Annotated in this window: 21 protein-coding genes and 2 pseudogenes; 17 read left to right on the top strand and 6 right to left on the bottom strand. The window is 65.5% G+C overall.

Features of this window, described 5'->3' with window-relative positions:
* Nucleotides 1–131: IS3 family transposase (locus ACIGKQ_RS24360; protein WP_396575110.1), on the top strand; the 131-nt coding region annotated here is incomplete at its 5' end.
* A gap of 750 nt (nucleotides 132–881) precedes the next feature.
* Nucleotides 882–1,211 carry a hypothetical protein gene (locus tag ACIGKQ_RS24355; protein ID WP_006438351.1) on the top strand — a complete coding sequence of 110 codons (330 nt, stop codon included), beginning with the start codon at nucleotides 882–884 and terminating at the stop codon, nucleotides 1,209–1,211.
* A gap of 38 nt (nucleotides 1,212–1,249) precedes the next feature.
* On the opposite strand, the gene ACIGKQ_RS24350 is transcribed toward ACIGKQ_RS24355, so the two are convergent.
* Genes ACIGKQ_RS24350 through ACIGKQ_RS24340 form a run of 3 tightly spaced genes read right to left on the bottom strand, consistent with a single transcriptional unit; the run spans nucleotide 1,250 to nucleotide 3,676 of the window.
* The gene (locus tag ACIGKQ_RS24350) at nucleotides 1,250–1,630 is read right to left on the bottom strand and encodes a BlaI/MecI/CopY family transcriptional regulator (RefSeq protein ID WP_006438350.1); all 381 of its coding nucleotides are present in this window, start codon (nucleotides 1,628–1,630) and stop codon (nucleotides 1,250–1,252) included.
* Nucleotides 1,631–1,677: 47 nt separating this feature from the next.
* Complete coding sequence (locus ACIGKQ_RS24345) at nucleotides 1,678–2,910, bottom strand: cell wall metabolism sensor histidine kinase WalK (RefSeq protein ID WP_006438349.1); 1,233 nt, start codon at nucleotides 2,908–2,910, stop codon at nucleotides 1,678–1,680.
* Nucleotides 2,900–3,676, bottom strand: coding sequence for a response regulator transcription factor (locus tag ACIGKQ_RS24340; protein ID WP_082653036.1), 777 nt, complete (start codon nucleotides 3,674–3,676; stop codon nucleotides 2,900–2,902). Before ACIGKQ_RS24340 ends, ACIGKQ_RS24345 begins: the two co-directional genes overlap by 11 nt.
* A gap of 207 nt (nucleotides 3,677–3,883) precedes the next feature.
* Here ACIGKQ_RS24340 and ACIGKQ_RS24335 point away from each other — a divergent pair, with 207 nt between their 5' ends.
* From ACIGKQ_RS24335 to ACIGKQ_RS24305, 7 genes are all read left to right on the top strand, one after another.
* Complete coding sequence (locus ACIGKQ_RS24335) at nucleotides 3,884–5,017, top strand: PLP-dependent cysteine synthase family protein (RefSeq protein ID WP_035718250.1); 1,134 nt, start codon at nucleotides 3,884–3,886, stop codon at nucleotides 5,015–5,017.
* Nucleotides 5,018–5,020: 3 nt separating this feature from the next.
* A complete protein-coding gene (locus tag ACIGKQ_RS24330; RefSeq protein WP_006357626.1) occupies nucleotides 5,021–6,289 on the top strand; it encodes an MFS transporter in 1,269 nt (422 codons plus the stop codon).
* 103 nt (nucleotides 6,290–6,392) lie between these two features.
* On the top strand, nucleotides 6,393–6,599 hold the full coding sequence (locus ACIGKQ_RS24325; RefSeq protein WP_006438347.1) for a heavy-metal-associated domain-containing protein: 207 nt from the start codon (nucleotides 6,393–6,395) through the stop codon (nucleotides 6,597–6,599).
* Between the two features lie 92 nt (nucleotides 6,600–6,691).
* The gene (locus ACIGKQ_RS24320; protein WP_006357624.1) at nucleotides 6,692–7,642 is read left to right on the top strand and encodes a hypothetical protein; all 951 of its coding nucleotides are present in this window, start codon (nucleotides 6,692–6,694) and stop codon (nucleotides 7,640–7,642) included.
* Between the two features lie 77 nt (nucleotides 7,643–7,719).
* Nucleotides 7,720–10,074, top strand: a complete 2,355-nt coding sequence (locus tag ACIGKQ_RS24315) for a heavy metal translocating P-type ATPase (RefSeq protein WP_396575109.1) — start codon at nucleotides 7,720–7,722, stop codon at nucleotides 10,072–10,074.
* The gene (locus ACIGKQ_RS24310; RefSeq protein WP_266063722.1) at nucleotides 10,071–12,233 is read left to right on the top strand and encodes a copper-translocating P-type ATPase; all 2,163 of its coding nucleotides are present in this window, start codon (nucleotides 10,071–10,073) and stop codon (nucleotides 12,231–12,233) included. Before ACIGKQ_RS24315 ends, ACIGKQ_RS24310 begins: the two co-directional genes overlap by 4 nt.
* Nucleotides 12,230–12,577 (top strand): metal-sensitive transcriptional regulator, encoded by a 348-nt coding sequence (locus ACIGKQ_RS24305; protein ID WP_137809389.1) that lies wholly within the window; start codon nucleotides 12,230–12,232, stop codon nucleotides 12,575–12,577. The genes ACIGKQ_RS24310 and ACIGKQ_RS24305 overlap by 4 nt, the downstream gene beginning before the upstream one ends.
* Before the next feature lie 22 nt (nucleotides 12,578–12,599).
* Here ACIGKQ_RS24305 and ACIGKQ_RS24300 read toward each other — a convergent pair whose 3' ends face one another.
* Nucleotides 12,600–13,535, bottom strand: a complete 936-nt coding sequence (locus ACIGKQ_RS24300) for a M23 family metallopeptidase (protein ID WP_159372045.1) — start codon at nucleotides 13,533–13,535, stop codon at nucleotides 12,600–12,602.
* Between the two features lie 269 nt (nucleotides 13,536–13,804).
* Between ACIGKQ_RS24300 and ACIGKQ_RS24295 the strand changes: the two genes are divergently transcribed.
* Nucleotides 13,805–14,458 (top strand): DUF305 domain-containing protein, encoded by a 654-nt coding sequence (locus ACIGKQ_RS24295; RefSeq protein WP_396575108.1) that lies wholly within the window; start codon nucleotides 13,805–13,807, stop codon nucleotides 14,456–14,458.
* Nucleotides 14,459–14,486: 28 nt separating this feature from the next.
* Here the strand turns inward: ACIGKQ_RS24295 and ACIGKQ_RS24290 are convergent, their stop codons facing one another.
* Nucleotides 14,487–15,437, bottom strand: a complete 951-nt coding sequence (locus ACIGKQ_RS24290) for a M56 family metallopeptidase (RefSeq protein ID WP_006357618.1) — start codon at nucleotides 15,435–15,437, stop codon at nucleotides 14,487–14,489.
* Between the two features lie 235 nt (nucleotides 15,438–15,672).
* Between ACIGKQ_RS24290 and ACIGKQ_RS24285 the strand changes: the two genes are divergently transcribed.
* From ACIGKQ_RS24285 to ACIGKQ_RS24270, 4 genes and pseudogenes are all read left to right on the top strand, one after another.
* Nucleotides 15,673–15,990: a hypothetical protein gene (locus ACIGKQ_RS24285; protein ID WP_010844644.1), complete on the top strand. Its 318-nt coding sequence runs from the start codon at nucleotides 15,673–15,675 to the stop codon at nucleotides 15,988–15,990.
* Nucleotides 15,991–16,101: 111 nt separating this feature from the next.
* Complete coding sequence (locus tag ACIGKQ_RS24280) at nucleotides 16,102–16,941, top strand: F510_1955 family glycosylhydrolase (RefSeq protein WP_035718240.1); 840 nt, start codon at nucleotides 16,102–16,104, stop codon at nucleotides 16,939–16,941.
* Between the two features lie 301 nt (nucleotides 16,942–17,242).
* Nucleotides 17,243–17,485, top strand: a pseudogene (locus ACIGKQ_RS24275) (M23 family metallopeptidase); the annotation flags it as partial.
* Between the two features lie 436 nt (nucleotides 17,486–17,921).
* Nucleotides 17,922–19,094: an Ig-like domain-containing protein gene (locus tag ACIGKQ_RS24270; protein ID WP_266063720.1), complete on the top strand. Its 1,173-nt coding sequence runs from the start codon at nucleotides 17,922–17,924 to the stop codon at nucleotides 19,092–19,094.
* Between the two features lie 618 nt (nucleotides 19,095–19,712).
* On the opposite strand, the pseudogene ACIGKQ_RS24265 reads toward ACIGKQ_RS24270, so the two are convergent.
* Nucleotides 19,713–19,957 (bottom strand): annotated as a pseudogene (locus ACIGKQ_RS24265) (hypothetical protein).
* A 435-nt stretch (nucleotides 19,958–20,392) separates the two neighbouring features.
* Here ACIGKQ_RS24265 and ACIGKQ_RS24260 point away from each other — a divergent pair.
* The 3 genes from ACIGKQ_RS24260 (at nucleotide 20,393) to ACIGKQ_RS24250 (ending at nucleotide 22,628) form a co-directional block, all read left to right on the top strand.
* Nucleotides 20,393–20,623: a hypothetical protein gene (locus tag ACIGKQ_RS24260; RefSeq protein WP_068970854.1), complete on the top strand. Its 231-nt coding sequence runs from the start codon at nucleotides 20,393–20,395 to the stop codon at nucleotides 20,621–20,623.
* 31 nt (nucleotides 20,624–20,654) lie between these two features.
* On the top strand, nucleotides 20,655–20,933 hold the full coding sequence (locus tag ACIGKQ_RS24255; protein ID WP_068970855.1) for a hypothetical protein: 279 nt from the start codon (nucleotides 20,655–20,657) through the stop codon (nucleotides 20,931–20,933).
* 99 nt (nucleotides 20,934–21,032) lie between these two features.
* On the top strand, nucleotides 21,033–22,628 hold the full coding sequence (locus ACIGKQ_RS24250; RefSeq protein ID WP_182155036.1) for a ParB/Srx family N-terminal domain-containing protein: 1,596 nt from the start codon (nucleotides 21,033–21,035) through the stop codon (nucleotides 22,626–22,628).
* Nucleotides 22,629–22,923 lie beyond the last annotated feature (295 nt).

Below are 22,923 nucleotides of genomic sequence, written 5' to 3'. Positions count from 1 at the left end.
ACGCGAATCTTACTGCAGGACTTGACAATTACATCCGATTCTACAATCATGACAGGAGGCACAGCTCGCTGGGGATGATCTCGCCTATCGACTTCGAGGTCACATCACTGACAAGTCAGCAATCAAGCTAACCGTGTCCACTTTTTCGGGGGAGCCCCAGTCGACGACATTGCTTAACCGTAGCCGTCACAGCTCCGCGGGGAGACGTCGCAAAAACGTTGATCGTGAGGTAGGACGGGCTAGGAACGAAGTCAGCGCGTAGCGGGTGGCAGCGGGTTGAACGCGTCGTGAGCCATGATTCGTGGTCGAGTTCGATGTCCCAGGCTTCCAAATCGGGGGCGAGGACCAACTCATCGATGCAGGCGGCGGTCCCACCGACGAAGAAGATAGAGCTACTCCCCCTCCGTCAGCGCCCTCCAGCCCACCTAAACTACTATCTAGCATAGTTTCAAGGTTGGCTGTTGGAGGCGTGGTGATCGCAAACATTGTGGCCCAAGGGACACTCCTGGGACTGTTCGGTGCGGTCGTAGCGTGTGGTGTCGCCGCTGCCCGCCAGCCGGATCGAGGTGGGGAGGCGTGGCGGGCGCTTGTTTCGTGTGCGGTGGCCGTGAGTGCGGCCGTCGGCGTGATGGTGGTTGCTCCCCAGGGCGATTTCTCGTCGGCGATCGGAGCTCAATCGAACCCCGAGGTGGTCCCGCACAGGCAGTGTGATCGCGATCTTCGGTCTGGTGGCCGCGATAGTCTTCCGCCTGGCCCGGCCGGCCTCCCGCGGTGATGGCTTCGACGCCCTCGTTCCCGGCGCCCACGCCCGATTCCCACAAAATACGAAGGTGGTTAGTAGAAGTGGGGCGTGATGCGAGTGTGCGGAGGAGGTGGTGGGCATGACTGACGGTGTCGAGGTGCCGCGTACGGATCGGTTCGGCCCGCGCGGTCCTGCCCGTACGATCTCTCGTGCGGTGGGCCTTGCCGTGGTGATGTTTGAGGCGGTTGCCGCGTTCTGGCTGGTGATGCTGCTCCGAACGTCGGATCTCGTGCCATCCGACCCGTCAGGAGTCGGGCGCGGTGATCAGGTCGAGCTGCGGATGCTGACCGCGGTGGATGTGCACGACTGGGTGTCGGCGCTGAGTGCTGCGGCCTTCGCTGCGGGTGTGGCCGGTGCGCTGGCGGCGCATCTACTTCCCGCAGTCAAGGGGCGCGCGCCGGTTGAGTAGTCGGGCCGGGATTTCGACTCTTGGAACGTTTCTGTGGCTTAGGCTTTGGTGCCGCCGCCGCGGGTGTGGCGAGGTTTGCGGCTGAGGTATTCGCTGAGCACTTCCCGCTCGGCGGGTGTCACGGTCTGGGCGAAGTGCATCAGTACTGCCGCGGAGTCTCCGCTGGCGTCGAGGACCTGACGCAAGGTGCGTGAGGTGGCCTCCTCGCGGGTCTGCATGGGGAAGTACCGGTAGGCGCGGCTGACTTTTTCTCGACCGACGAACCCTTTTTTGTGCAGGTTGGTGACGACGGTGAGCACTGTGGTGTAGGCCGGTTCGCGGTCGTGGAGTTCCTCGACTAGGTCGTGCACCGACATCGCCGCACCGGCCGACCACAGCACGTCCATCACTGCGCGTTCCAGCGAACCCAGCCCAGTCATTTTCACCCACCATCTCTAGATGCGGGTCAATCTTACGACGGACTACCTCAGTTAGTAGCTCGGTCCCGTTGGAGCGCATCGGCAGCGCCGCGAGGCGGGCGGTGTTCGATGGCTGCGGAGAATTCGGTTCCAGGGGTGCTGCGGTGGATGTGACGTCGTGTTGTGGTCGGCAACGTGATGGTGAAGGTGGCTCCGTGCCCGGTTCCCAGGCTTTCGGCGAGCAAGGTGCCCCCATGGTCTTCGACGATGGAGCGGGCGATGGTGAGTCCGATACCGCTGCCGCCGGCGTCTCGGGTCCGTGAGGAGTCGGTGCGGTAGAAGCGGTCAAAGATGTGTGGAAGGTGTTGAGCGGGAATCCCGTCCCCGCAGTCGACGACGCTGATGCGCACCGCGTGTGCCGGGGCGGTGTCGGCTTTCACTACGACCCGCTGGCCCGGGGAGCTGTGTCGCAGCGCGTTAGTGAGCAGATTGAGCAGTACTTGGCTCATTCGTTCGGCATCGACATCGATGTGTACGCGCGCGGCGGTGGTGACGATGCCCAGCGTGACGCCGGCGTCGGTGAACAGCTCGGCGGCTTCTTCGTAGGTCGCGATGAGCAGTTCGTTGACAGTGATCGTCGAGGGTTGCAATGGCATCTGGTGCTCGTCGGCGCTGGATACGGTCGCGATGTCCTCGGCGAGGCGCTGCAACCGGGTGGTGGCGGTGCGCACGACGTCGAAGGTGTGGGAGTCGGGCGCGCGGACACCGTCCTCGAGGGCGTCGGTGATCGCGCCGATGGTGGTCAACGGGGTGCGCAGTTCGTGGGCGAGGTCTGACAGCATCCGCTTGCGGATGTCTTCCTGGGAGTTCAAACGTTGTGCCAGCTGGTTGATGGCTCGGCTGAGCTGGGTGAACTCAGTGCCGAGCTGGCGATCGGGAACACGGGTGCGGTAGTTGCCTGCGCCGATCGCCACAGCCGAGCGCGCGACGCTGGCGACTGACTGTTGTACGCGGCGAGCCAGGAACCAGCTGACGGCCGTGGCCAGGATCGTCGAGGTGACCAGGGCTGCGGTCATCGAGACGACGATGGAGAAGGTGAATGCGGCCTCGACGTGTTCGGCCTGTGCTGATCCCGGTTCGAGGCTGGACTGGCCGAGGTGATCGTGGAAGGTGTGCGGCGCGACGAACAGTGCCACGATCGCGACGCTGATGCCGCCGCCGCCGATCACGATGGCCTGGGCCAGCATCAACCGGGAGCCGAAGCTGCCCGGGATACGTGCCCGTCGTCGATCACCGTTCATGGCTGTCTCCTCGAGGTTGGCCGTCACCCATCCGGTAGCCCACGCCGCGCACGGTACGGATGAATCGACCGGCCGCGGCGCTGTCGCCGAGTTTGCGGCGCAGGCTGGCGATATGAACTTCGACAACGTGGGCATCGCCGACCCAGTTGGGTCCCCAGATTTCGGTGAGCAGTTGTTCTCGACTGAACACCACACCGGGCCGTCGGCTCAGGGCTTCCAGAACGTCGAATTCGGTGCGGGTCAGTTCCACGAGTGTGTCTTCTACCCGCACTTCACGGCCTTGTGGGTCCAGGGTCAGCTCCCCCAGTGTCCGCGGGTGTGCTGTGTCTACCGCCGAGGTCGGGCGCGGACGGCGCAGCATGGCGTCGATGCGCGCCATCAGCTCACGAGGACGAAACGGTTTGGTGAGGTAGTCGTCGGCTCCAACCGCGAGACCGATGATGGTGTCGACCTCGTCGGCGCGGGCGGTGACCATCACGATGTAGGCGTCGGTGAAGGTGCGTAACTGCCGACACACCTCGACGCCGTCGATCGAGGGCAAACCCAGATCGAGGATGACTACCGCAGGACTCACCGTGCGTGCGGCGGCGATCCCCTCTTGGCCGTCGTGGGCGATGGTGACCACAAATCCGCTGCGCTGCAGGTAGTCGGCGACAACCTCGGCGATGTCAGGCTCATCTTCGATGACCAGCGCGTGTAGCCCGTGCGGTGGTCGGGCCGCCGGCCCACGAAGGTCGTCGTCGACGATGACGCGGTCATGAGGCACGTCCCTATGGTGGCGGTGGTTTACACGACCATCCAACCCCGCGGGCATTCTTGAGCAGATCTTGATCCCGACCGCCGATCAGCCTTGAGGTTGAGTGGGCAAGGTGGCGGTGTCGCCGCGCCGAACGATATGTCCCAGTTCCCTCTCACACTGTTGATCTGCTTTCGGCCCGGCGACATCCTGTCCATCGATGCAGAGGATGCCCGTGTGACTGTCTCCTACAGCCTCACCACCAGTGATCCATTCGCCACCACCTTCCCTGCCGAGGCCACATCGCGCCGTGCTGGGCTGAGTCGTCAGCTGGTCGGCGGCACCCCGGTACTGCGGATCGAAGAACCCTTTGCCGAGCACGGGCACGGTTTCTGGGCCAAGCTGGAGGGCTTCAACCCCGGTGGCATGAAAGACCGGCCGGCGCTGCACATGGTCGAACGCGCCCGCGCCCGCGGCGAGCTGGCCCCGGGGGCGCAGATCATCGAATCAACGAGCGGCACACTGGGATTGGGGTTAGCGCTAGCGGGCATTGTGTTCGGTCATCCGGTGACCTTGGTGACCGACCCCGGACTGGAACCGATCCTGCGGCAAATGCTCGCCGCCTACGGCGCCCGGGTCGATGTCGTCAGCGAGCCCCACCCGGTCGGGGGTTGGCAACAAGCCCGCCGCGACCGTGTGCGCGCCCTGCTCGCACTCGACGAGGCTGCGTGGTGTCCCGACCAGTATTCCAACCCCGACAACGTGACCGGTTACAGCTCACTGGGTGTGGAGCTGATCGCGCAGCTGCGCCATATCGATGTCCTGGTGTGTTCGGTGGGCACCGGTGGGCACTCAGCCGGTGTGGCTCATACTCTGCGGCAGTTCAACCCTGAGCTGGAAGTCGTGGGCGTAGACACCATCGGCTCGACGATCTTCGGCCAGCCCGCACAGTCACGGATCATGCGGGGACTCGGCTCGAGCATCTACCCCCGCAACGTCGCCTACGACCAGTTCAGTGAGGTGCACTGGGTGGCGCCGGCCGAAGCAGTCTGGGCATGCCGCACCCTGGCCGCCACGCAGTACGCCACCGGCGGCTGGAGCGTGGGCGCGGTGGCCCTGGTCTCGGGCTGGCTGGCTCGCACTCGTTCGGCCGATACGCGCATCGCGGCGGTCTTCCCCGATGGCCCCGCCCGCTACTACGGAACCATCTACAACGACGAGTACTGCCAAGCTCACGACCTGATGGACGCCCCAGCGCCCACTGCCCCCCACACCATCAACGATCCGCTGACCCAGGTCGCGAGTAGCTGGACCCGGTGCCCCACCATCATCGACCCCACTCACATGCCGCACACCGAGCCCACGAGCTGACCTATGCGACGCCTCTACCGCAGTTTCCGCAGCTTCGATCGCCCCAGCCAAGTGCTGATGGTCAACCAGTTCACCATCAACCTCGGCTTCTACATGCTCATGCCCTATCTCGCCGCCTATCTCGCCGGCCCGCTGGCCCTGGCGGCATGGGCAGTGGGCCTGGTCCTGGGGATACGCAACTTCTCCCAGCAGGGCATGTTCCTGATCGGGGGAACACTCGCTGACCGCTGGGGGTACAAACCGCTCATCATCGCCGGATGCCTGATGCGGGTCATCGGATTCATCCTACTGGCCCTGGCCAGTTCGCTGCCCGCGATCCTGATCGCCTCGGCGGCAACGGGATTCGCCGGGGCGCTGTTCAACCCCGCCGTCCGCGCCTACCTGGCCGCCGACGCCGGTGAACGTCGCATCGAAGCATTCGCCGTGTTCAACGTCTTCTACCAGGCCGGCATCCTGCTCGGGCCGCTGGTCGGACTGGCGTTGACCGCTTTGGATTTTCGGCTCACCTCCCTGTGTGCGGCAGCAGTTTTCGCGGTCCTGACCCTCGTGCAGATCAAAGCGCTACCCGCAACAACACCAGCCCCAAGCAACACCTCGATCATTCAGGACTGGCGCAGCGTCGTACGTAACCGGCGATTCCTGCTCTTCGCTGTGGCGATGGCCAGCTCGTATGTGCTGTCCTTTCAGGTCTACCTCGCGCTGCCCCTGCACGCCGACCGCATAGCGGACAACCCCACCCTCGCCACCAGCATTGTCACCGCAATGTTTGTGGTGACCGGTCTGGTGGCCATCGCCGGACAGCTACGCATCACCGCATGGTTCGGCAACCGCTGGGGCAGTACCGGCAGCCTGAGCGTGGGAATGACACTGATGGCTGCAGCTTTCCTGCCCCTAGTCGCCAGCGCCGCAACGCATCAGCGCAACATCGCCCTCAACATCGCCGCACTGCTACTCACCGCAGCCCTGCTCGCCGCCGCCACCGCAGCAGTGTTCCCATTCGAAATGGACACTGTGGTGGGACTGGCCCGCGGCACGCTTGTCGCCACCCACTACGGGCTCTACAACACCATCGTCGGGATCGGGATTCTGCTCGGCAATGCCGCGACCGGGTGGCTGTTCAGCGCGGCCACCACCCGCGACATGCCCGAACTGGTGTGGATCGCTTTGGTCCTCACCGGCATAGCGGCGGCGTCCGCCCTGTTGATGTTGCACCGCCGCGGATGGCTCAGCGTCTCCGCCCCCACCGAAGCTCAACCCACCTCCACCCATTGATTACCCTAGGGGGGTAGGGTATAAAGGTGGTGTGGCGAGACGCCACAGCGACAGGCCTCCTGAGGGTCGTCGGCACCACTGCTGTACCGAAAGGGCACATCTCATGAGCACATCGACAGTGATCGTCTCCGGAATGACGTGTGGGCACTGCGCGTCGTCGGTGCGTGAAGAAGTCGGAGCACTGGCCGGCGTGACCGACGTCGAGGTCGACGTGGCCAGCGGGCAAGTCACCATCTCCAGCTCGGCCCCGATCGAGCCCGACGCGATCCGCGTCGCGGTCGAAGAGGCCGGCTACCACCTGGCGCAGTAGCCGATGAGGGGCTGAAGTGTCTGCCCACTGGCGACTTCAGCCCTTCTCCGGGCGGCGTGTGTGTCGCCACCACCGATGACAGGAATCCAGCGATGAATGTTCCAACCAAGCTCGGCGTCTTCGCTGCGGCTCTGCTGATAGTTTTCGCCGCGGCCTATGCCATCGCCGCGGGTGTCGCACCCGATCGGCCACGACCGTCGTCGGCCGAGTCCACCCATGTCGGCCACACTGCCCAACCGTCATCATCTGCGTCCCCCGGTGCCGATCAGGTTCGCGGGGTTTCGCTGGCAGCAGGCGGCTTCATCCTGGGAAATGTGGTGGCACCCCATGCGCCCGGGATGCAAGCACCGCTGAGCTTTGAGATCCTCGACGCCGCCGGGGCCGCGGTCACCGACTTCGCCACCGAGCACGACAAGCAGCTGCACCTGATCGTCGTCCGCGCGGATGGCGCCTACTTTCGACACGTGCACCCCACTCTCTCGCCCGAAGGGCGCTGGTCGCTGCCCTGGCAGTGGGCGACGGGAGGCAGCTACCGGATCTATGCCGACTTCGTGCCCGCCGCCACCGGTCAACCCCTCACCCTGACCAGCACCGTCGAAGTCAGCGGTGACTACCAGCCGGCCCCAGCCGCCGCCGAATCACGACAGTCATCCGTCGACGGGTTCGACATCGAGCTGGCCGGGCACCTGCGCGCGGGAGCCGAGTCCGAATTGACCGTCACCGTGCGGCGAGCAGGACAACCGGTCACTACCTTGCAGCCGTATCTGGGCGCTTTCGGTCACTTGGTGGCTCTGCGTCAGGGCGACCTGGCCTACCTGCATGTTCACCCTGAGGGCGCGGCACCGACCGCCGGTCAACTCGCGGGACCACAGGTCCGCTTCGCCACCACCGCCCCCACCCCGGGCCGCTATCTGCTCTACCTCGACTTCCAGGTCGACGGCGCTGTGCACACCGCCACCTTCGTTCTCGACGCCCCCACCGGCGCCCCGGCCCCGACAACCAACTCCACGGCCCCCTCGGCCGATCCGCACGCCGGACACTAACTCGCTAACCAGCGCCACCCCGGGGCCACTGCACCGAGGCACTGCGCCGAGGCGCTCACCCTTCGAGGAACTTCCCCATGACCACCTCAGCTCCGATCCACCCACCTGCGGCCACCGCCGAGCAGACAGGCACCGTCGATGTCGAACTCGCCGTGTCGGGCATGACGTGTGCCTCGTGCGCGGCACGCATCGAACGCACACTGAACAAACTCGACGGAGTGAGCGCCTCGGTGAACTACGCCACCGAAAAAGCTCACGTCAGCGCACGCGCCGGTGTCGACCCCCACCTGCTGATCGAGACCATCGAACAGGCCGGGTACCGCGCTGCGCTGCCCGCCATTCCCACAGGCGCCGACCCCGACGACGACCCTTCGGACGACGACGGGGAGCTCGTGGCCTTGCGTCACCGACTGATCGGTGCGGTGGTTCTCTCGGTACCGGTGATCGCGCTGGCAATGGTCCCGACGTTGCAGTTCACCTACTGGCAGTGGGCGTCGTTGACGTTGGCCGCGCCGGTGATCGTGTGGGCGGCCTGGCCGTTTCATCGCGCCGCGTTGCTCAACCTGCGCCACGGCGCGGCCACGATGGACACCCTGATCTCGGTCGGCACCACCGCGGCGCTGTTGTGGTCGTTGTATGCGTTGTTCTTCGGCACCGCCGGACAACCAGGCATGACCCACGGATTCACCTTGACGGTCGGCGCCTCTGACGGTGCAGGCAACATCTACCTCGAGGTCGCCGCGGGGGTCACGATGTTCGTCCTGGCCGGCCGATACTTCGAGAAGCGGTCCAAACGGCAAGCCGGTGCGGCGTTGCGGGCCTTGTTGGAGCTGGGCGCCAAAGACGTCACGGTGGTCAGGGACGGCCACCAGCATCGGATACCGATCGGCGAGCTCGCCGTCGACGACGAGTTCATTGTGCGGCCCGGCGAGAAGATCGCCAGCGACGGTGTGGTGGTGTCTGGCACCTCGGCAGTTGACGCCAGCATGGTCACCGGCGAGTCGATGCCAGTCCAGGTTGCCCCCGCCGACACCGTGACCGGCGGAACGGTCAACGCCGGCGGGCACCTGCGGGTGCGGGCGACCCGCGTGGGAGCGGACACCCAACTCGCGCAAATGGCCGCGATGGTCGAACGCGCCCAGACCGGCAAAGCCCACGCCCAGCGACTGGCCGACCGGATCTCAAGTGTCTTCGTGCCGGTGGTCATCGCCGTCGCCATCGCTGTCCTCGGCGCGTGGATCGGCGCCGGCTATCCCCTGCAAGCGGCGTTCACCGCCGCGGTCGCTGTGCTGATCATCGCCTGCCCCTGCGCTCTGGGACTGGCCACCCCGACCGCACTTCTGGTCGGTACCGGCCGCGGAGCCCAACTCGGCATCGTGATCAAAGGCCCCGAAGTCCTGGAATCCACCCGAACCGTCGACACCGTTGTCCTCGACAAAACCGGCACGGTCACCACGGGACAGATGACACTCGTCCAGGTCACCACTGCTCCCTCCACCACTCGCGAAGACGTGCTCGCCCTCGCGGGGGCGGTGGAGAATGCCTCCGAGCACCCCGTCGCGGCCGCCATCGCTGCTGGTGCAGCCGCCGAAGTCGGGCCGCTCGACGAGGTCGACGACTTCCGCAACTTCGAAGGTCGAGGCGTGCGCGGTCTGGTCCAGGGACGTGTGGTCACCGTCGGGCGTCCGACGCTGCTGGCCGAACACGGCATCGCCGTGTATGACCCTCACCTCAACGAGGCGCAAGCCGCCGCCGAAGAAGCCGGACAGACCGCCGTACTCGTCGCCTGGGACGGCCGCGCCCATGCGGTCCTGGCGGTCGCCGATGCGATCAAACCCACCAGCGCACACGCCATCGCCCGGCTCGCCGCACTGGGTATGACGCCCATCCTGTTGACCGGCGACAACCAGACCGTCGCCGATGCCGTGGCCGCTGAGGTCGGTATCGACACCGTCATCGCTAACGTCTTGCCGGCCGACAAAGCCGCCGTCATCACCGACCTGCAATCCGACGGCAAGGTTGTGGCCATGATCGGCGACGGCGTCAACGACGCCGCTGCCCTGGCCCACGCCGATCTCGGGCTGGCGATGGGCACCGGCACCGACGCCGCCATGCATGCCGCTGACATCACCCTGGTCCGCGGCGACCTCAACGCTGCCGCCGACGCGATCGCCTTGGCACGCACCACTCTGAAAACGATCAAAATGAACCTGTTCTGGGCATTCGCCTACAACGTCGCCGCGATACCGCTGGCCGCGCTGGGACTGCTCAACCCCATGCTGGCTGGGGCCGCCATGGCGTTGTCCAGCGTGTTCGTCGTCAGCAACAGCCTGCGGCTGCGCGCCTTCACCAGCCCGCCCCACTCATCGTCCACAGTTCCACCCACCAACCCCTCGACATATACCCCCCAGGGGTATAAGGTAGCGGCATGAACGAGCACTCTTCCCCTGAGCACGTCGGTCACGACGCCGCCGATGAACGCCACCACGGCCAACTCGCCGCAGCGTCACACAACCACCACGATCACCATGCTGAGCGCGCCCGCGCAGACCATGATCACGCTGGGCATGGGGGGCATGGTGATCACGTCGGGCAGTTCCGGCGGCTGTTCTGGATCATGCTGGCCCTGGCTGTGCCGGTCGTGGCCTTTTCGCCCATGTTCGCGATGCTCATCGGCTATGACCTACCCGATGGTGAAGTGTTGAAGTGGGTCTCACCGGTGCTGGGTACGGTGATGTACTGCTGGGGTGGGCGGCCGTTCCTGGTAGGCGCCTATTCAGAACTGCGGTCGCGTGCACCGGGAATGATGCTGTTGATCGCCTTGGCGATCACGGTGGCCTTCGTGGCGTCCTGGGGTGCGAGCATCGGTGTGTTGCACCACGAACTGGACTTCTGGTGGGAACTGGCGCTGCTCATCGTGATCATGCTGTTGGGGCATTGGATCGAGATGCGGTCGCTGGCCCAGACGACCTCGGCCCTGGACTCGCTGGCCGCGCTGCTGCCCGATGAGGCCGAACGCGTCGATGGCGACCAGATCACCACGGTTGCTCCCAGTGAGCTGCAGGTCGGAGATGTGGTGATCGTGCGCCCGGGGGCCAGCGTGCCGGCCGACGGTCGCGTCGTAGACGGCTCGGCCGAGCTCGATGAATCCATGGTCACCGGAGAATCGCGCACGGTGCGCCGCGGCATCGGCGATCAGGTGGTGGCCGGCACGGTGGCCACCGACTCGGGGCTGCGGGTCCAGATCACCGCCACCGGCGATGACACGGCGCTGGCCGGGATTCAGCGCCTGGTGGCAGACGCGCAGAACTCCACCTCCCGCGCCCAGCGGCTGGCCGATTCCGCTGCAGCGCTGCTGTTCTGGTTCGCGCTCGGCTCAGCGATCATCACCGCCATCGTGTGGACGGTCATCGGCCAACCCGACCAGGCGGTGATTCGAACCATCACCGTGCTGGTCATCGCCTGCCCGCACGCACTCGGCTTGGCTATCCCCCTGGTGGTGGCCATTGCCACCGAACGCGCCGCCCGCGGCGGCGTGCTGGTTAAAGACCGGTCGGCACTTGAGGCCATGCGCACTGTGGATGCGGTGCTGTTCGACAAGACCGGAACCCTGACCAAGGGTGAGCCCACGGTCATCGAGATCGCGGCCGCCGACGGCGTCGATGAGGACACCGTGCTCGCCCTGGCCGCCAGCGCCGAAGCCGACAGTGAGCACCCGTTGGCGCGAGCGATTGTCGCAGCTGCCGGAGACCGCGCGCGGCCGGTGCCGGCGGCCACCGACTTCACCTCGTCACCGGCGGTCGGTGTGACCGCTCGCGTCGAGGGCGCCACAGTGCGGGTGGGCGGGCCCCGCATGCTCGAGGAACAGGGCCATCAGGAACTGGCCATCGCTGATCGCTGGCGCGCCGACGGCGCAATCATCCTGCATGTCACCCGCGACACTGAGCTGATTGGAGCTCTCAAACTTGCTGATGAGGTGCGCGGGGAATCCCGCCAAGCCGTCGAGGTGCTGCACGCCCGCGGGGTCGAGGTTGTGATGATTACCGGCGACGCCGAAGCAGTGGCGCACACCGTCGCTCACGACCTCGGTATCGATCGGGTGTTCGCCGGTGTACGGCCGGAAGACAAAGCCAGCAAGGTGGCCGAACTGCAGCACGAAGGCCGCAAGGTGGCGATGGTGGGCGACGGCGTCAACGACGCCCCCGCCCTGGCCCAGGCCGATGTGGGCATCGCGATCGGGGCCGGCACCGACGTCGCGATCGCCTCGGCCGGGGTCATCCTCGCCAGCGACGACCCCCGCTCGGTGCTGTCGGTCATCGAGCTGTCGGACGCCAGCTACCGAAAAATGAAGCAGAACCTGTGGTGGGCAGCGGGATACAACCTGATCTCTGTACCGCTGGCCGCCGGAATTCTCGCGCCCATCGGGTTCGTCCTGCCGATGTCGGTCGGAGCGATTCTGATGTCAGCCTCGACGGTCGTGGTCGCACTCAACGCGCAACTGTTACGCCGACTCGACCTGCAGCCAGGCGCGAGTACAGTGCGTGGACTGCAGCACAACCGACCGAGATCCATTGAGAAGGTGAGTCCATGACCGCTGCGTCCGCACCGGGACAATCCTCCACCCCGGAAGAATCCTCTGCCTCGGAACACTCTTCCCACGGTTACATCAGCGATAAGGGCAAATACCTGGCCCGCCTCAAGCGCATCGAAGGCCAATCCCGAGGTATCCACCGGATGGTCGACGAGGAGCAGTACTGCATCGACATCCTGACCCAGATCTCGGCGCTGACCAAGGCACTGGAGGGGGTCGCGCTGGGCTTGCTCGACGACCACCTCACCCACTGCGTGCTCGATGCCGCCCACTCCGGCGGCGACGAGGCACAGGAGAAGATCGCTGAAGCCTCGGCGGCCATCGCTCGCCTCGTTCGTTCCTGACCCACCACACCGCGCTGGCTCGTCACAGGCGTCGTTCGCCGACCCACTGCGGCACCACCGGCCCCGGCGCGCGGGCGTCGGCATCAGCGGCCATCGCCAGAACCACCCCACGATCGGCCAGCCACTGTGCCGGATCGACGTTGACTCCCGTCGGGTCGAGAACCTCGAAATGCAGATGCGGGCCGGTCGAGACCCCACGGTTGCCCACCGTGGCGATCGATTGGCCCATCCGTACTCGCGCGCCCTGCTCGAGCAGATTCTCGTCGTTGTGGCCGTAGGTGGTGATCGTGCCGTCATCGTGCCGGATCCGCATCCACAACCCGAACCCCTCGGCAGGTCCGGAGGTGATGACCTCCCCGTCAGCTACCGCGACAATGGGCGCGCCCAGATCATTGCCGATATCAATGCCCTGATGGCCCCGTCCGTCACCGAAGGTGGACGTGATCTCGCCCGCAGTCGGCGCCACCGCACCGCCACTACCGGGCAGCAGCGGTGTCGGCGTTCCGGGTTCCTGCGGCTGGGGGCCATGCGGCTCGTTCGGATCGTGCGGCACGATTGCGGCGATCAGGGTGGCTACCAGCCGAGCCAGCGGTAACGCGTCGATGATCCGGAACCCGTCTATCGGATCAATGAGCGAAAACGTGCCGAAGCACTGCAGTGCGGCTGCACTGCCCGCATCGCCGACGCTGCCCGACTGGGCCTGAGCGCCCAGGCAGGACGCCGTCTGCGTGATCGGCTTCCCCAAATTCGCCGCCGCGGCACCACCCAAAGCGGCCTTCACCGAGTCCTGCACGATCGCGATCAGCTCCCCGGCCACATGTCCATCGGTTGAGGCCGCCGCCGGTGCGGTGGCAATCACAGGCGCAACGCCCACGCACACCGCCGCTGCCACCCCCAGCGCTTTGGGGCCCCACTGCTGCCCCGCCTTGACCCGTAGCGATGTCAACACCATCTGCATGCGGTCGGACCTTTCCCGCGGACGTCGTAGACCCACGCACGAGTGCCATGCGTGTACCCGCGAGATCACACCACAAGTCACTTGTGCCCCACCAGTCACACGCGGCTCCACTACGAAGCGAACTAATCAGGCATTAGCGGCTTTGTTTGCGCAGTTCACCGCCCGTTTTGTGGGTGCCGGGCAGGCGACTAACTACTATCGGTGTTAGTAGAATTGTTATCGAAGCGCCGCCGGGCGGTGGCGAAGTATCACTCTTGAGGAGGAGATCGATGAGAGTCACACGAACCGGTGTCGTCGTTGCTGCCGCGGCGGCTGTTCTGACAGTGGTGGCCGCGTGTTCGGACACCTCGACTGAGGATCATTCCTCGATGTCGGGGATGGGTACCAGCACGGTCAGTACCGAATCGTCAGCGGCGGCCTCTGCCGAACACAACAGCGCGGACATCTCGTTCGCCCAGCAGATGATCCCGCACCACACCCAGGCGATCATGATGAGCGACATCCTGTTGGAGAAGGATAACATCAACCCCCAGGTCGTCAGTCTGGCCCAGCAGATCAAAGACGCTCAGCAGCCCGAGATCGAGCAGATGCAGTCGTGGCTGAAGCAATGGGGAGCCCCACTCGAGGGCCAGGGGCACAACATGGACATAGGTACCTCGATGGCACCGGGTACCTCCCCGATGCCGTCGATGATGGGCATGATGTCGCCAGAACAGATGCAGCAGCTACGCGACGCGCAAGGCGCCGAGGCGTCGCGCCTGTTCCTGACCCAGATGATCGAACACCACCGCGGCGCCATCGCCATGGCCAAGACCGAGATTCAAGACGGCCAATCGCCCGAGGCGATCGCGCTGGCACGCCAGATCGTCACTGACCAGGAAAGTGAAATCGCCAGGATGCAGCAGCTTCTCAACAACCCCTAGCGGCCCGACCCGCCCGGGTTTGCCTCGGCTACACACACATCGCGATCACCATCGCCGCGACGACACCGGATGCCGCCAGCGTGGTCGGTACCGCCACCACACCAGCCACCGCCGCGGCGGCACCCACATGATGACGCCGCGACCGGCACCGGTGACCGGAGTCCAAGCGGCTCAGCCGCGGCCCCACGGACGACGAATCGCTGATCGACAACACACCCACCGGGCCCGCCACGGGCCCCGAACGGGCCAACGTTCCCAACGCCGAGCAGACCGCCCGCGCACCCACCAGCTGGGCGGCGCGGGCATCGGCGGCTTGCTCGACCAAGCCGGCGACCTCACGGCCCGCGCGGCTGAACAACGGAATCAGCGGAAACGCACGCCCGAGAGCGCGGGCCGCCAACACCACGGTGTGATGACGTTGCCGCCGGTGCGCGCGCTCATGGGCAACGACGGCATCGAGTTCCTCACCGGACAACGCCGCCTGTAACCCAGTCGTGGCGGCGATCCCGGCATCCTTACCCGGCAGACAAAACGCCATCGGCCGCCCGTCGGCGAGCCACCACACGTCGGGATAGCGCTCACTGCGGGCGCCCACCAACCGCAACGACTGCAGATACTCCTCACGAGCACCACGCATCCGCACCGCCGATCGCACCGCGATCGTCACCGCTCGGACAATCGCTGCCCCGGTCACCACCGCCAGCACGCCACCGGAGATCGCCTCCACCCGCGGGGATGCGCCGTGTGACAACACCCGCAGACACGACACCACCTCGGACAACGAATGGATGCCGAAATGGCCGGGAACCGCCAGCGTCACAACAGCTCCCACCCACAACATCGCAAACACGACCTGCGCGGCCGGCCAGGCCACCAACACCCAACGAGCATCGATACGGCCCTGCACCCGAACCATCCATCGAGGCCACAACCAGCCCAGCACACCCGCGGCAACAACTAACACCACCGCTGCACTCATGGATGCTCACCCATCGTTCGCCTCGATCCTCGACGCCCCGCCGTCAGCTCGCTGAGACCCACACTCAACACACCTTCCCGGCGACCCACCACCTGCACCACCAGCCAGTATGCCCCAGAAGTTCGTCGGTGACGCCGCAACTCAGGCACCGACCGCGCCGCCAATTACTAGGTTTTATAGTAGTTAGTTGACGCGGGTTGACCCGGCCTGCGCGTACCAGTCCGAGGAATGCGCCGTGACCGAGAACCCGAAGGAGACGCACTCGCCCCCCGACGACCACCGTCGTCAGTATCTGCATGCCATGCGAGACGTCTACCGAGCACCCACGCCATACTCGACCCACCAGTTTTTCCACCGCGCCCACCACCTCAGCGTCACCTCGAACCGACGCCGCCACCTCGCCGCACACATCGGTCTCGTCCGCCACCTCGCTGCGATCGGCGACCTCTCCGGGGCACGTCACCACCTCGGCAACGTCCTCATCTCCCTCGTCCTCCAAAAGCATTGCGGCCAAAAGCCTTCACAGCCTTCCACCCCCATCCAGAAGTCGTGACCACGACACCCCCAGAGGGTTAGGGCGGCTCCTACCCGGTCTCGCCACCACCCCGATCACCACACCACCCACGCCCGAACTCAGTCCTACCCACACGAAAGTCCTAGCCGCTTGCCTGCCTCAAACCCGTCCAACCGCACCGCTGCGGTCGTCCTCGCAGTCATCGCCACGCTGATTGTGCTAACCGGCTGCTCCACCCGGGAACAACCCACATCCCCACCACCGTCGGCAACCTCAGCAGAGAGCGCAACACTGACCCCAGAACTCGACCACCTCCACGCCCTGCACATCCGCGCCGACGGCACTATCCTCGCCGGAACTCACACCGGCGTAATCGCCCTCACCGCAGATGGAACCACCAGCCGGGTCGGCGTCTCCGACGACGACTTCATGGGACTGGCCGGGGTAACCGGCTCTGATCGGATCTTCGCCTCCGGCCATCCCGGCCCGCGGAGCTCGGCACCCAACCCGCTGGGACTCGTCGCCAGCGAAGATGGCGGGCAGACATGGACACCGAGATCGGTGGCCGGCGACATCGACTTCCACGCGCTCGCCACCAACGGACAACTACTCGTAGGCTTCGACGGAATCAACGGCCTGCTCGTATCGACCGATGACGGGAGAAGCTGGACCCCCGGCGCGCCCCTGGCCGCAGCAGCACTCGCGATCACCGACCGCGGCGTATGGGCGACTACCCCAGATGGCCTGCAACACAGCACCGACGACGCCCAGACCTTCACAACCGTTCCCGATGCGCCGGCCCTAGCTCTCCTGGCGGCCGCACCCGATGGCACGCTCTGGGGCATCGACACCGCCGACACCGTCTGGCGCAGCCCAGACGGCACACACTGGGAACAACGCAGCACCATCAATAGTGTCAACGCGCTGGTCGCCAGAAACGCCGAAAATGCATACGCCGCAAACGAACAATTGCTCTACACGCTCAGCTAACGGACTCGTGTGGAGCAACGAAGGAAGGAGGCGACTCAGATCCGGACGCGCTTTTGATCACGTCCACTCCACCCACTCCACGAGCAGGATCTGACAGACGGTGGCACCCGGCCGACCTGGGTGGTCACTCTCGACCACCTGACGGCACCCAGAAACGCCACGTCTTCGAAGACGTCACTGTCGTTATCGATGAGACGAGCAGCCCCGACTACCCCACGAACTTGCTGCGCGTGTCACAGCTGCGTGAGCACACCGAACCCGCGACCTCAAAGATCGCCTTGGGCGGGGACGGTTATCGAAGGCCGCCGGCTTCGGGCTGTGGATGCGAGTGCTGCAAGACGACGGCACGATCGGCGTGTATGGGCACATCAGCGAGACACTGGTGAGCGTCTGGCAGCGAGTCCTGGCCGGCGCGCAGATCGCAACGGTAGGAAACCGCGGCTACTCCACCGGCCCACACCTGCACTACAAGGTGTGGCAGCAAGATGGACCCAAACTCGATCCTGCACCGTGGTTGAGAACCCGGGGAGTCTACGTCGTCGGACGACCCGCCTTATCGGCGCGCGGGAGGTATGAGGACGAGTGGTCCCGCAGGTGTCGCGAGAGTTGTCGCACCACGGCCTCGACGTCGGCGAGCGGTGGCGAACACGCATCGGCGGGGACTACCTGTGGGGTGTCGCCACACGGCAATAATGAGGTCGACGTGACCGCTCGGCGGTCGCCCACCACGAAGACGTTTCGAACCTTCTCTCGCGCTGTGCAGCGGGTAGAGGAGCGCACAGCATTCAACTACTATCGTGGATAGTAAACCTAGTCCAGGCGCCGAGTGAGAGGGTTCGCCACAATCGATGGGCCGCGTAAGAAGGACTCGAGCTATCGAAGAGCCACGTGATCTCTTGGCGGCTTACGGTGCGCAGCCGCAGTGCTCGAGCGCTCGTGGATGCCGCGGGTCGGTCCGGGCAGGTATTCCGCGACTGCTGATGCTCGCAGCCCTGACGGCTGTGGTGATGTTATTGACCTCGTGCAGCTCAACCGGAGGCGCCGCCTACAGCAACGAGATTCAGGCCGTTGACAGCTTCGCCGACATCGCACAGCCTTCCATTGCTGTGGCCACCGAAGGTGGCGGTCGACTCGCGCCCAACGCGGTTGTCGAACCTGGGCTTCCTATTGTTGTCACGGCCAGCCGCGGCGCGTTGACAAACGTCCGTATCCCCACAGCCAGCGGCCGTCCCTTGGCGGGCTCACTGAGCGAGGACGGCTCAACGTGGACAAGCACCCAACCCCTGGGATATTCGAAGCGGTATTCCGTTCAAGCCGAGGCCGTGGGCGTGGGCGGTCGATCGGTCGTCTCGCAGCGCTTCACCACGACCTCACCGGAGTCACTGACCAGCGCTGCCATCCTCGGCGAGAAAACCGTCGGGATCGCCCACACAGTCGGGGTGCGGTTCGCCGATCCCATCCCCGACCGAAAGAAGGCACAGGCGGCGATCACCGTGTCGTCTGACCCCCAGATGCGGGGTGCGTTCTATTGGATCAGCGACTCCGAAGTCCGGTGGAGGCCCGAACGCTTCTGGACGCCGGGCACCAAAGTCAGTGTCGCCGTCAACATTTACGGAGTCGACCTCGGCGACGGGCTCTACGGCGACGAGAACTTGTCCTACGACTTCACGATTGGCCGAGCTCAGGAAATCGTTGCCGACGACAACACCAAAACGATAGTCGTCAAACAAGACGGCAAGGTCATCCGCACGATGCCGACCTCGTTCGGCAAAGACAGCACTCCGACGCCCCGCGGTATCTACATGATCGGAGATCGCGTCGAGCACATCATCATGGACTCGTCCACCTACGGAGTGCCTGTCGAGTCCGCAGCGGGATACCGCACACCCGTTCAATGGGCGGTGCAAATGTCCTACAGCGGCATTTACATGCACGGCGCACCGTGGTCGATGTCGGCGCAAGGCAGCAGCAACGTCAGCAACGGTTGCCCAAACCTGAGTCCCACTGACGCGGAATGGCTCGTGAAGAACACCCTGCGCGGTGACCCCGTCACGGTCAAGAACACCAACGCCGACACACTGCCGGGAGTTGATGGACTCGGCGATTGGAACATCCCGTGGCCACAATGGAAGAACGGCAACGCAGACACCTAGGCGCCCCCGCCTGGCTGGAGTTCGTCGACGCTCAGCACGTTCTTCCGACCATGCACGGCCGGGGCGAGTTCACGACGGGCTCACCCGCTCACTGTCTCAGGCGCTTCTCGCGGTGTACAGAACTTCGCTCGAATGCAGCACACCACCACTCGCGACGAGTGCTACTACCGGTCACCCACTGAGCCAGGGGTTAATTCACGAGGGCCGTTGGTCAGTCATGTCGAGACCCTGTGCGGGCGAACCGGTGCCGTGAGGATCAACATCAATAACGAGCAGCGGCGGCATAGCGTCCGTCGGTACTACCTGTGCGAGGCGAGGCTGATCTGGCCGCGTGGGACGACAACCACGCCGCGCGCCGTTCGGGTCTTCTTGGCCGATCCCGGCGTTCGTTTGGCCGGCGGACCGTGCACGGAGTGTCGTCAGAGACGTCAACCCGCACTTCGCCACCTTCGGTGCCAGCTCCCTTGCGGTTACCAACATTCTCGCCGACCCGCACGTCGACACCATCGACGACGACCCTACGGTCGATCCACCGCGCTACCTCTGATGGCCGAGCATTTCGGAGAGGACCCTAAAGACCTTGTTGTTGATGCGGTCGATGACCGGTGCGGCGATGGGCTAACCCCACTTTCCGGCTTCATATCCAGCATCCGCCCAAATGTCCATAATAGGTTCGTTGACAGGATGTGCGCCAGTTGTGGGGTAAATGAGCCATTCTGAAACGAATTAAAGCGACCTTTGCCGTCCGGTGTCACGATCTCATCGGAGTCTGGGTAGGCCAGGTATCCGCACTGAGCTTCGAGGCCACCCGCCGTGGCTTCTACGTCAGTACTGATCGACTCGGCATCCGCCGCCGCACCCACCACGAGGGCGTGAGCGCCACGAGATGCGCCCACTTTCAAAGACGACGTTGTGCTGCCGCGACACCGAGCCCTACCGCGGCCCGCGTCGCTCCCGCACAATCACCCCGACTGCCTTGTGCGTCCGGTGTGCCCGACCTCCCGAGACGAGGTCGCCGGCCCCGACCGGTTGCGGTTTGTCTGCCGGCTGCGCCGTCACCTCATCGGAGCGGCTACGCCGCGCCCTGAGCCCTTCGGGCTGAGTTGGTTTGCGTTGCCCTGCCGCATTCTCTTACCTCCACTCGCGGCCCGCAAGGGCGTGAAAAACTAACCCGCCCTACGGGTTTGCAGGCCTACGGCCCGGATGACTTTTTCACTTCCTCCCTTGCAGCCCACTCCCTCCGGCAAAGAGATGGCCAGTGCAAACGCAAACCAGCACTCACAACGGGAGGGGTCACCATGACCAGCGCCACCACCACCGCCTACCAGCTGTGCAACAGCTGCGCGGTCGCCGTCGCCTACGGAGACATGACCGCCCTCAACACCGAGAGCACCGCCCAGGTCCTGGCGTTCATGGCCGATCACGGTTACCTGACCCAGGCCGACGACATCGACCCACCCGGCTACTGGCTCTGCGAATGCTGCGGAATCGACCAACTCGGCGCAGGCCGCACCTTCACCCACGACTAACCCGCACAACAACCCGAAAGGACCCACCGACATGAACGCCTGGATCGCCACCAAGGACCCCGCCAACGTCGACGCCGCCGCCGACCAGATCGCCCAGCACGAACCGAACCGCCTCACCGAGGCCGACGGCGACCGCGAATTCGCCGTGTGGATGTACGGAGTCGACCGAGCAATCCGCAGACGCACCAACGGATTCAGCCACCGCGACCTGCCCGATTTCGGCTGGAAAGACGCATACAACAACGACCTGTCCCCCGCCCTCGCCGCCGCCGACGCGATCGCCCACTGGGAAGAGATCGGCGACCTGTAAAAGAAGCTTCCGCGTCGCAATCCGGTACGCGGACAAAAGAAAACCCGGCCAGGGTCAAGCTGGCCGGGGTCTCACCCACCACAGTAAGGGAGAAACCCCATGACACACAACACCACCACCGAGACCGTCACCGCGACGGGCGAGCTGCGCCACCTCAACCCGGCCGATCTGGTCATCGACACCAACATTCGCACCGAGGCCGAGGCCACCCTGACCGCCGAGTTCGTCGATTCGATCCGCGACGGCGTGCGCCAACCCATCCTCGCTGTCGAGGTCGACGGCGAGGTCCGGGTGCGCGACGGGCAGCGCCGGACCCTGGCCGCGCGTAAGAACGCCCTTCCCACCGTTCCGGTCTACGTGGTCCCGGTCGCGACCGACGCCGACGACAAGGCCCTGACGGTGGATCGAATCGTGGAGCAGCTGGCCAGTTTCGAGCGCGAAGGCCTCCGCAACCGTGACCGCGTGGCCGCAATCGAACAACTCGCGCTTGCCGGGATGTCGGCGACGAAGATCGCCAAGGCCACTCGCACGAAGAAGAAGGACGTGGACGCCACCCTCGCGCTGGCGAAGTCCGAAACGACCCTGGATTTGATCGAGCGGGGCGCAGCGCTGACGTTGGAGCAGTCCGCGACCGTCGCGGCCTACGACCACGACCCCGAAGCGCAGCAATGGCTCCTTGACGCCGCCGCATCCGGTGTGTTTGAGCATCAGGCCAAACTGTTGGCCGACAACGCCGACCAGCGGGCCGAGGTACTGGCCCAGGTCGCGATCTACACCGCCGACGGCATCGAGACCGTCACCCGCGAACCCGACTACCGGCACACCCGCGCCCGTCTGGAACGCCTCGTCACCGCCGACGGCACGCCCGCACAGGTCGACGACGTGCCAACCGACCAGCGCCTCGCCTACGTGTGGGCCGACGTGACCGAATGGTGGACCGACGCCGAGGGCAACACCATCGACGAGGACCTGATCGACTGGGACCTCACAGAGGAGGACACCCCCGCCGACGCCCAGCCCGACGAGGGATTGCACGACCCTCGTGCCCTCACCCGCCACGAGAACCGGTCGATCGAAACCACCTGGTACGTCAACGAGTTCCGTGACCTCGGGATGAGCTTCCGCACCTACAGCGGCAGCACGGCGACCAGCTCGGCCACGACCACCCCCGCCGAGGAGGACCCCGCTGAGAAGGAGGCACGCAAGCAGGAACGCCGCCGGGTGCGGGTCCTCAACGCCGCCAGCCTCACCGCCCGCGAGGTGCGGATCGAGAAGCTGACCGCATGGCTGGCCCGCAAGACCCTGCCCAAGGGCAGCGCCCCGACGGTCGCGAAATTCATCGCGACCGCGATGCGCGCCCATCACGACATGTTCGGCGCGAACAGCAGCCAGGGCAACGCCGCCGAGATCGCGGCCACGATCCTCGGCGGCGACCCCGCCGAATTGATCGAGCAGGCCACCACCGCCGACCGCGCCCAGATCATCGGACTCGGCATCGCCCTGGCATCGCGGGAAGCGCACATGTGGAAAGACGCCTGGCGCAACGTCGGTGACCGCCACTACCTCGGCGGCAGCCAGGTCAGCGCCCGCGCTGGCTACCTGCACTTCCTCGTGGAGGTGACCGGCTACACCCTCTCCGACGTCGAGCAGGTCATCGCCGGTGACAAGCAGGCAGCCGACGTGCCACTCGACTAGACCAGCTGTGCGGTGGGCCGCGAACCTTCACGGTCGCGGCCCACCGCCCCCGGCCACGCTCACACCCGCCACCTCGAGGAAACATCGTGACCATCACCGGCGAACTGCTCCCCCGCTGCGCCCTCCCAGGCTGCGCCAACCCCACCGACACCCAAGGCCACCCCTGCGGACAGTGCCGCCGCGACTTCGGCCCCTTCCTGTGAACCTCCCCAGTTTGAGTGGACACCTGAGATAGCGGGACGAAGGGTCCTGCTGGGAGGATGTCTACATGTCCAGGACGCGTCGGTCGTTTACG

This window comes from Gordonia sp. NPDC062954, from assembly GCF_044543825.1.
GTDB classification, from domain to species: domain Bacteria; phylum Actinomycetota; class Actinomycetes; order Mycobacteriales; family Mycobacteriaceae; genus Gordonia; species Gordonia tangerina.
This window is presented reverse-complemented; position numbering and strand designations above follow the sequence as displayed.

Bases quoted from the DNA above. Each gene is read 5' to 3' on its own strand.
- ACIGKQ_RS24355 (WP_006438351.1), top strand. From the start codon at position 882: ATGACTGACGGTGTCGAGGTGCCGCGTACGGATCGGTTCGGCCCGCGC.
- ACIGKQ_RS24350 (WP_006438350.1), bottom strand. From the start codon at position 1,630: ATGACTGGGCTGGGTTCGCTGGAACGCGCAGTGATGGACGTGCTGTGG.
- ACIGKQ_RS24345 (WP_006438349.1), bottom strand. From the start codon at position 2,910: ATGAACGGTGATCGACGACGGGCACGTATCCCGGGCAGCTTCGGCTCC.
- ACIGKQ_RS24330 (WP_006357626.1), top strand. From the start codon at position 5,021: ATGCGACGCCTCTACCGCAGTTTCCGCAGCTTCGATCGCCCCAGCCAA.
- ACIGKQ_RS24325 (WP_006438347.1), top strand. From the start codon at position 6,393: ATGAGCACATCGACAGTGATCGTCTCCGGAATGACGTGTGGGCACTGC.
- ACIGKQ_RS24320 (WP_006357624.1), top strand. From the start codon at position 6,692: ATGAATGTTCCAACCAAGCTCGGCGTCTTCGCTGCGGCTCTGCTGATA.
- ACIGKQ_RS24315 (WP_396575109.1), top strand. From the start codon at position 7,720: ATGACCACCTCAGCTCCGATCCACCCACCTGCGGCCACCGCCGAGCAG.
- ACIGKQ_RS24310 (WP_266063722.1), top strand. From the start codon at position 10,071: ATGAACGAGCACTCTTCCCCTGAGCACGTCGGTCACGACGCCGCCGAT.
- ACIGKQ_RS24305 (WP_137809389.1), top strand. From the start codon at position 12,230: ATGACCGCTGCGTCCGCACCGGGACAATCCTCCACCCCGGAAGAATCC.
- ACIGKQ_RS24300 (WP_159372045.1), bottom strand. From the start codon at position 13,535: ATGCAGATGGTGTTGACATCGCTACGGGTCAAGGCGGGGCAGCAGTGG.
- ACIGKQ_RS24295 (WP_396575108.1), top strand. From the start codon at position 13,805: ATGAGAGTCACACGAACCGGTGTCGTCGTTGCTGCCGCGGCGGCTGTT.
- ACIGKQ_RS24290 (WP_006357618.1), bottom strand. From the start codon at position 15,437: ATGAGTGCAGCGGTGGTGTTAGTTGTTGCCGCGGGTGTGCTGGGCTGG.
- ACIGKQ_RS24270 (WP_266063720.1), top strand. From the start codon at position 17,922: ATGCTCGCAGCCCTGACGGCTGTGGTGATGTTATTGACCTCGTGCAGC.
- ACIGKQ_RS24260 (WP_068970854.1), top strand. From the start codon at position 20,393: ATGACCAGCGCCACCACCACCGCCTACCAGCTGTGCAACAGCTGCGCG.
- ACIGKQ_RS24255 (WP_068970855.1), top strand. From the start codon at position 20,655: ATGAACGCCTGGATCGCCACCAAGGACCCCGCCAACGTCGACGCCGCC.
- ACIGKQ_RS24250 (WP_182155036.1), top strand. From the start codon at position 21,033: ATGACACACAACACCACCACCGAGACCGTCACCGCGACGGGCGAGCTG.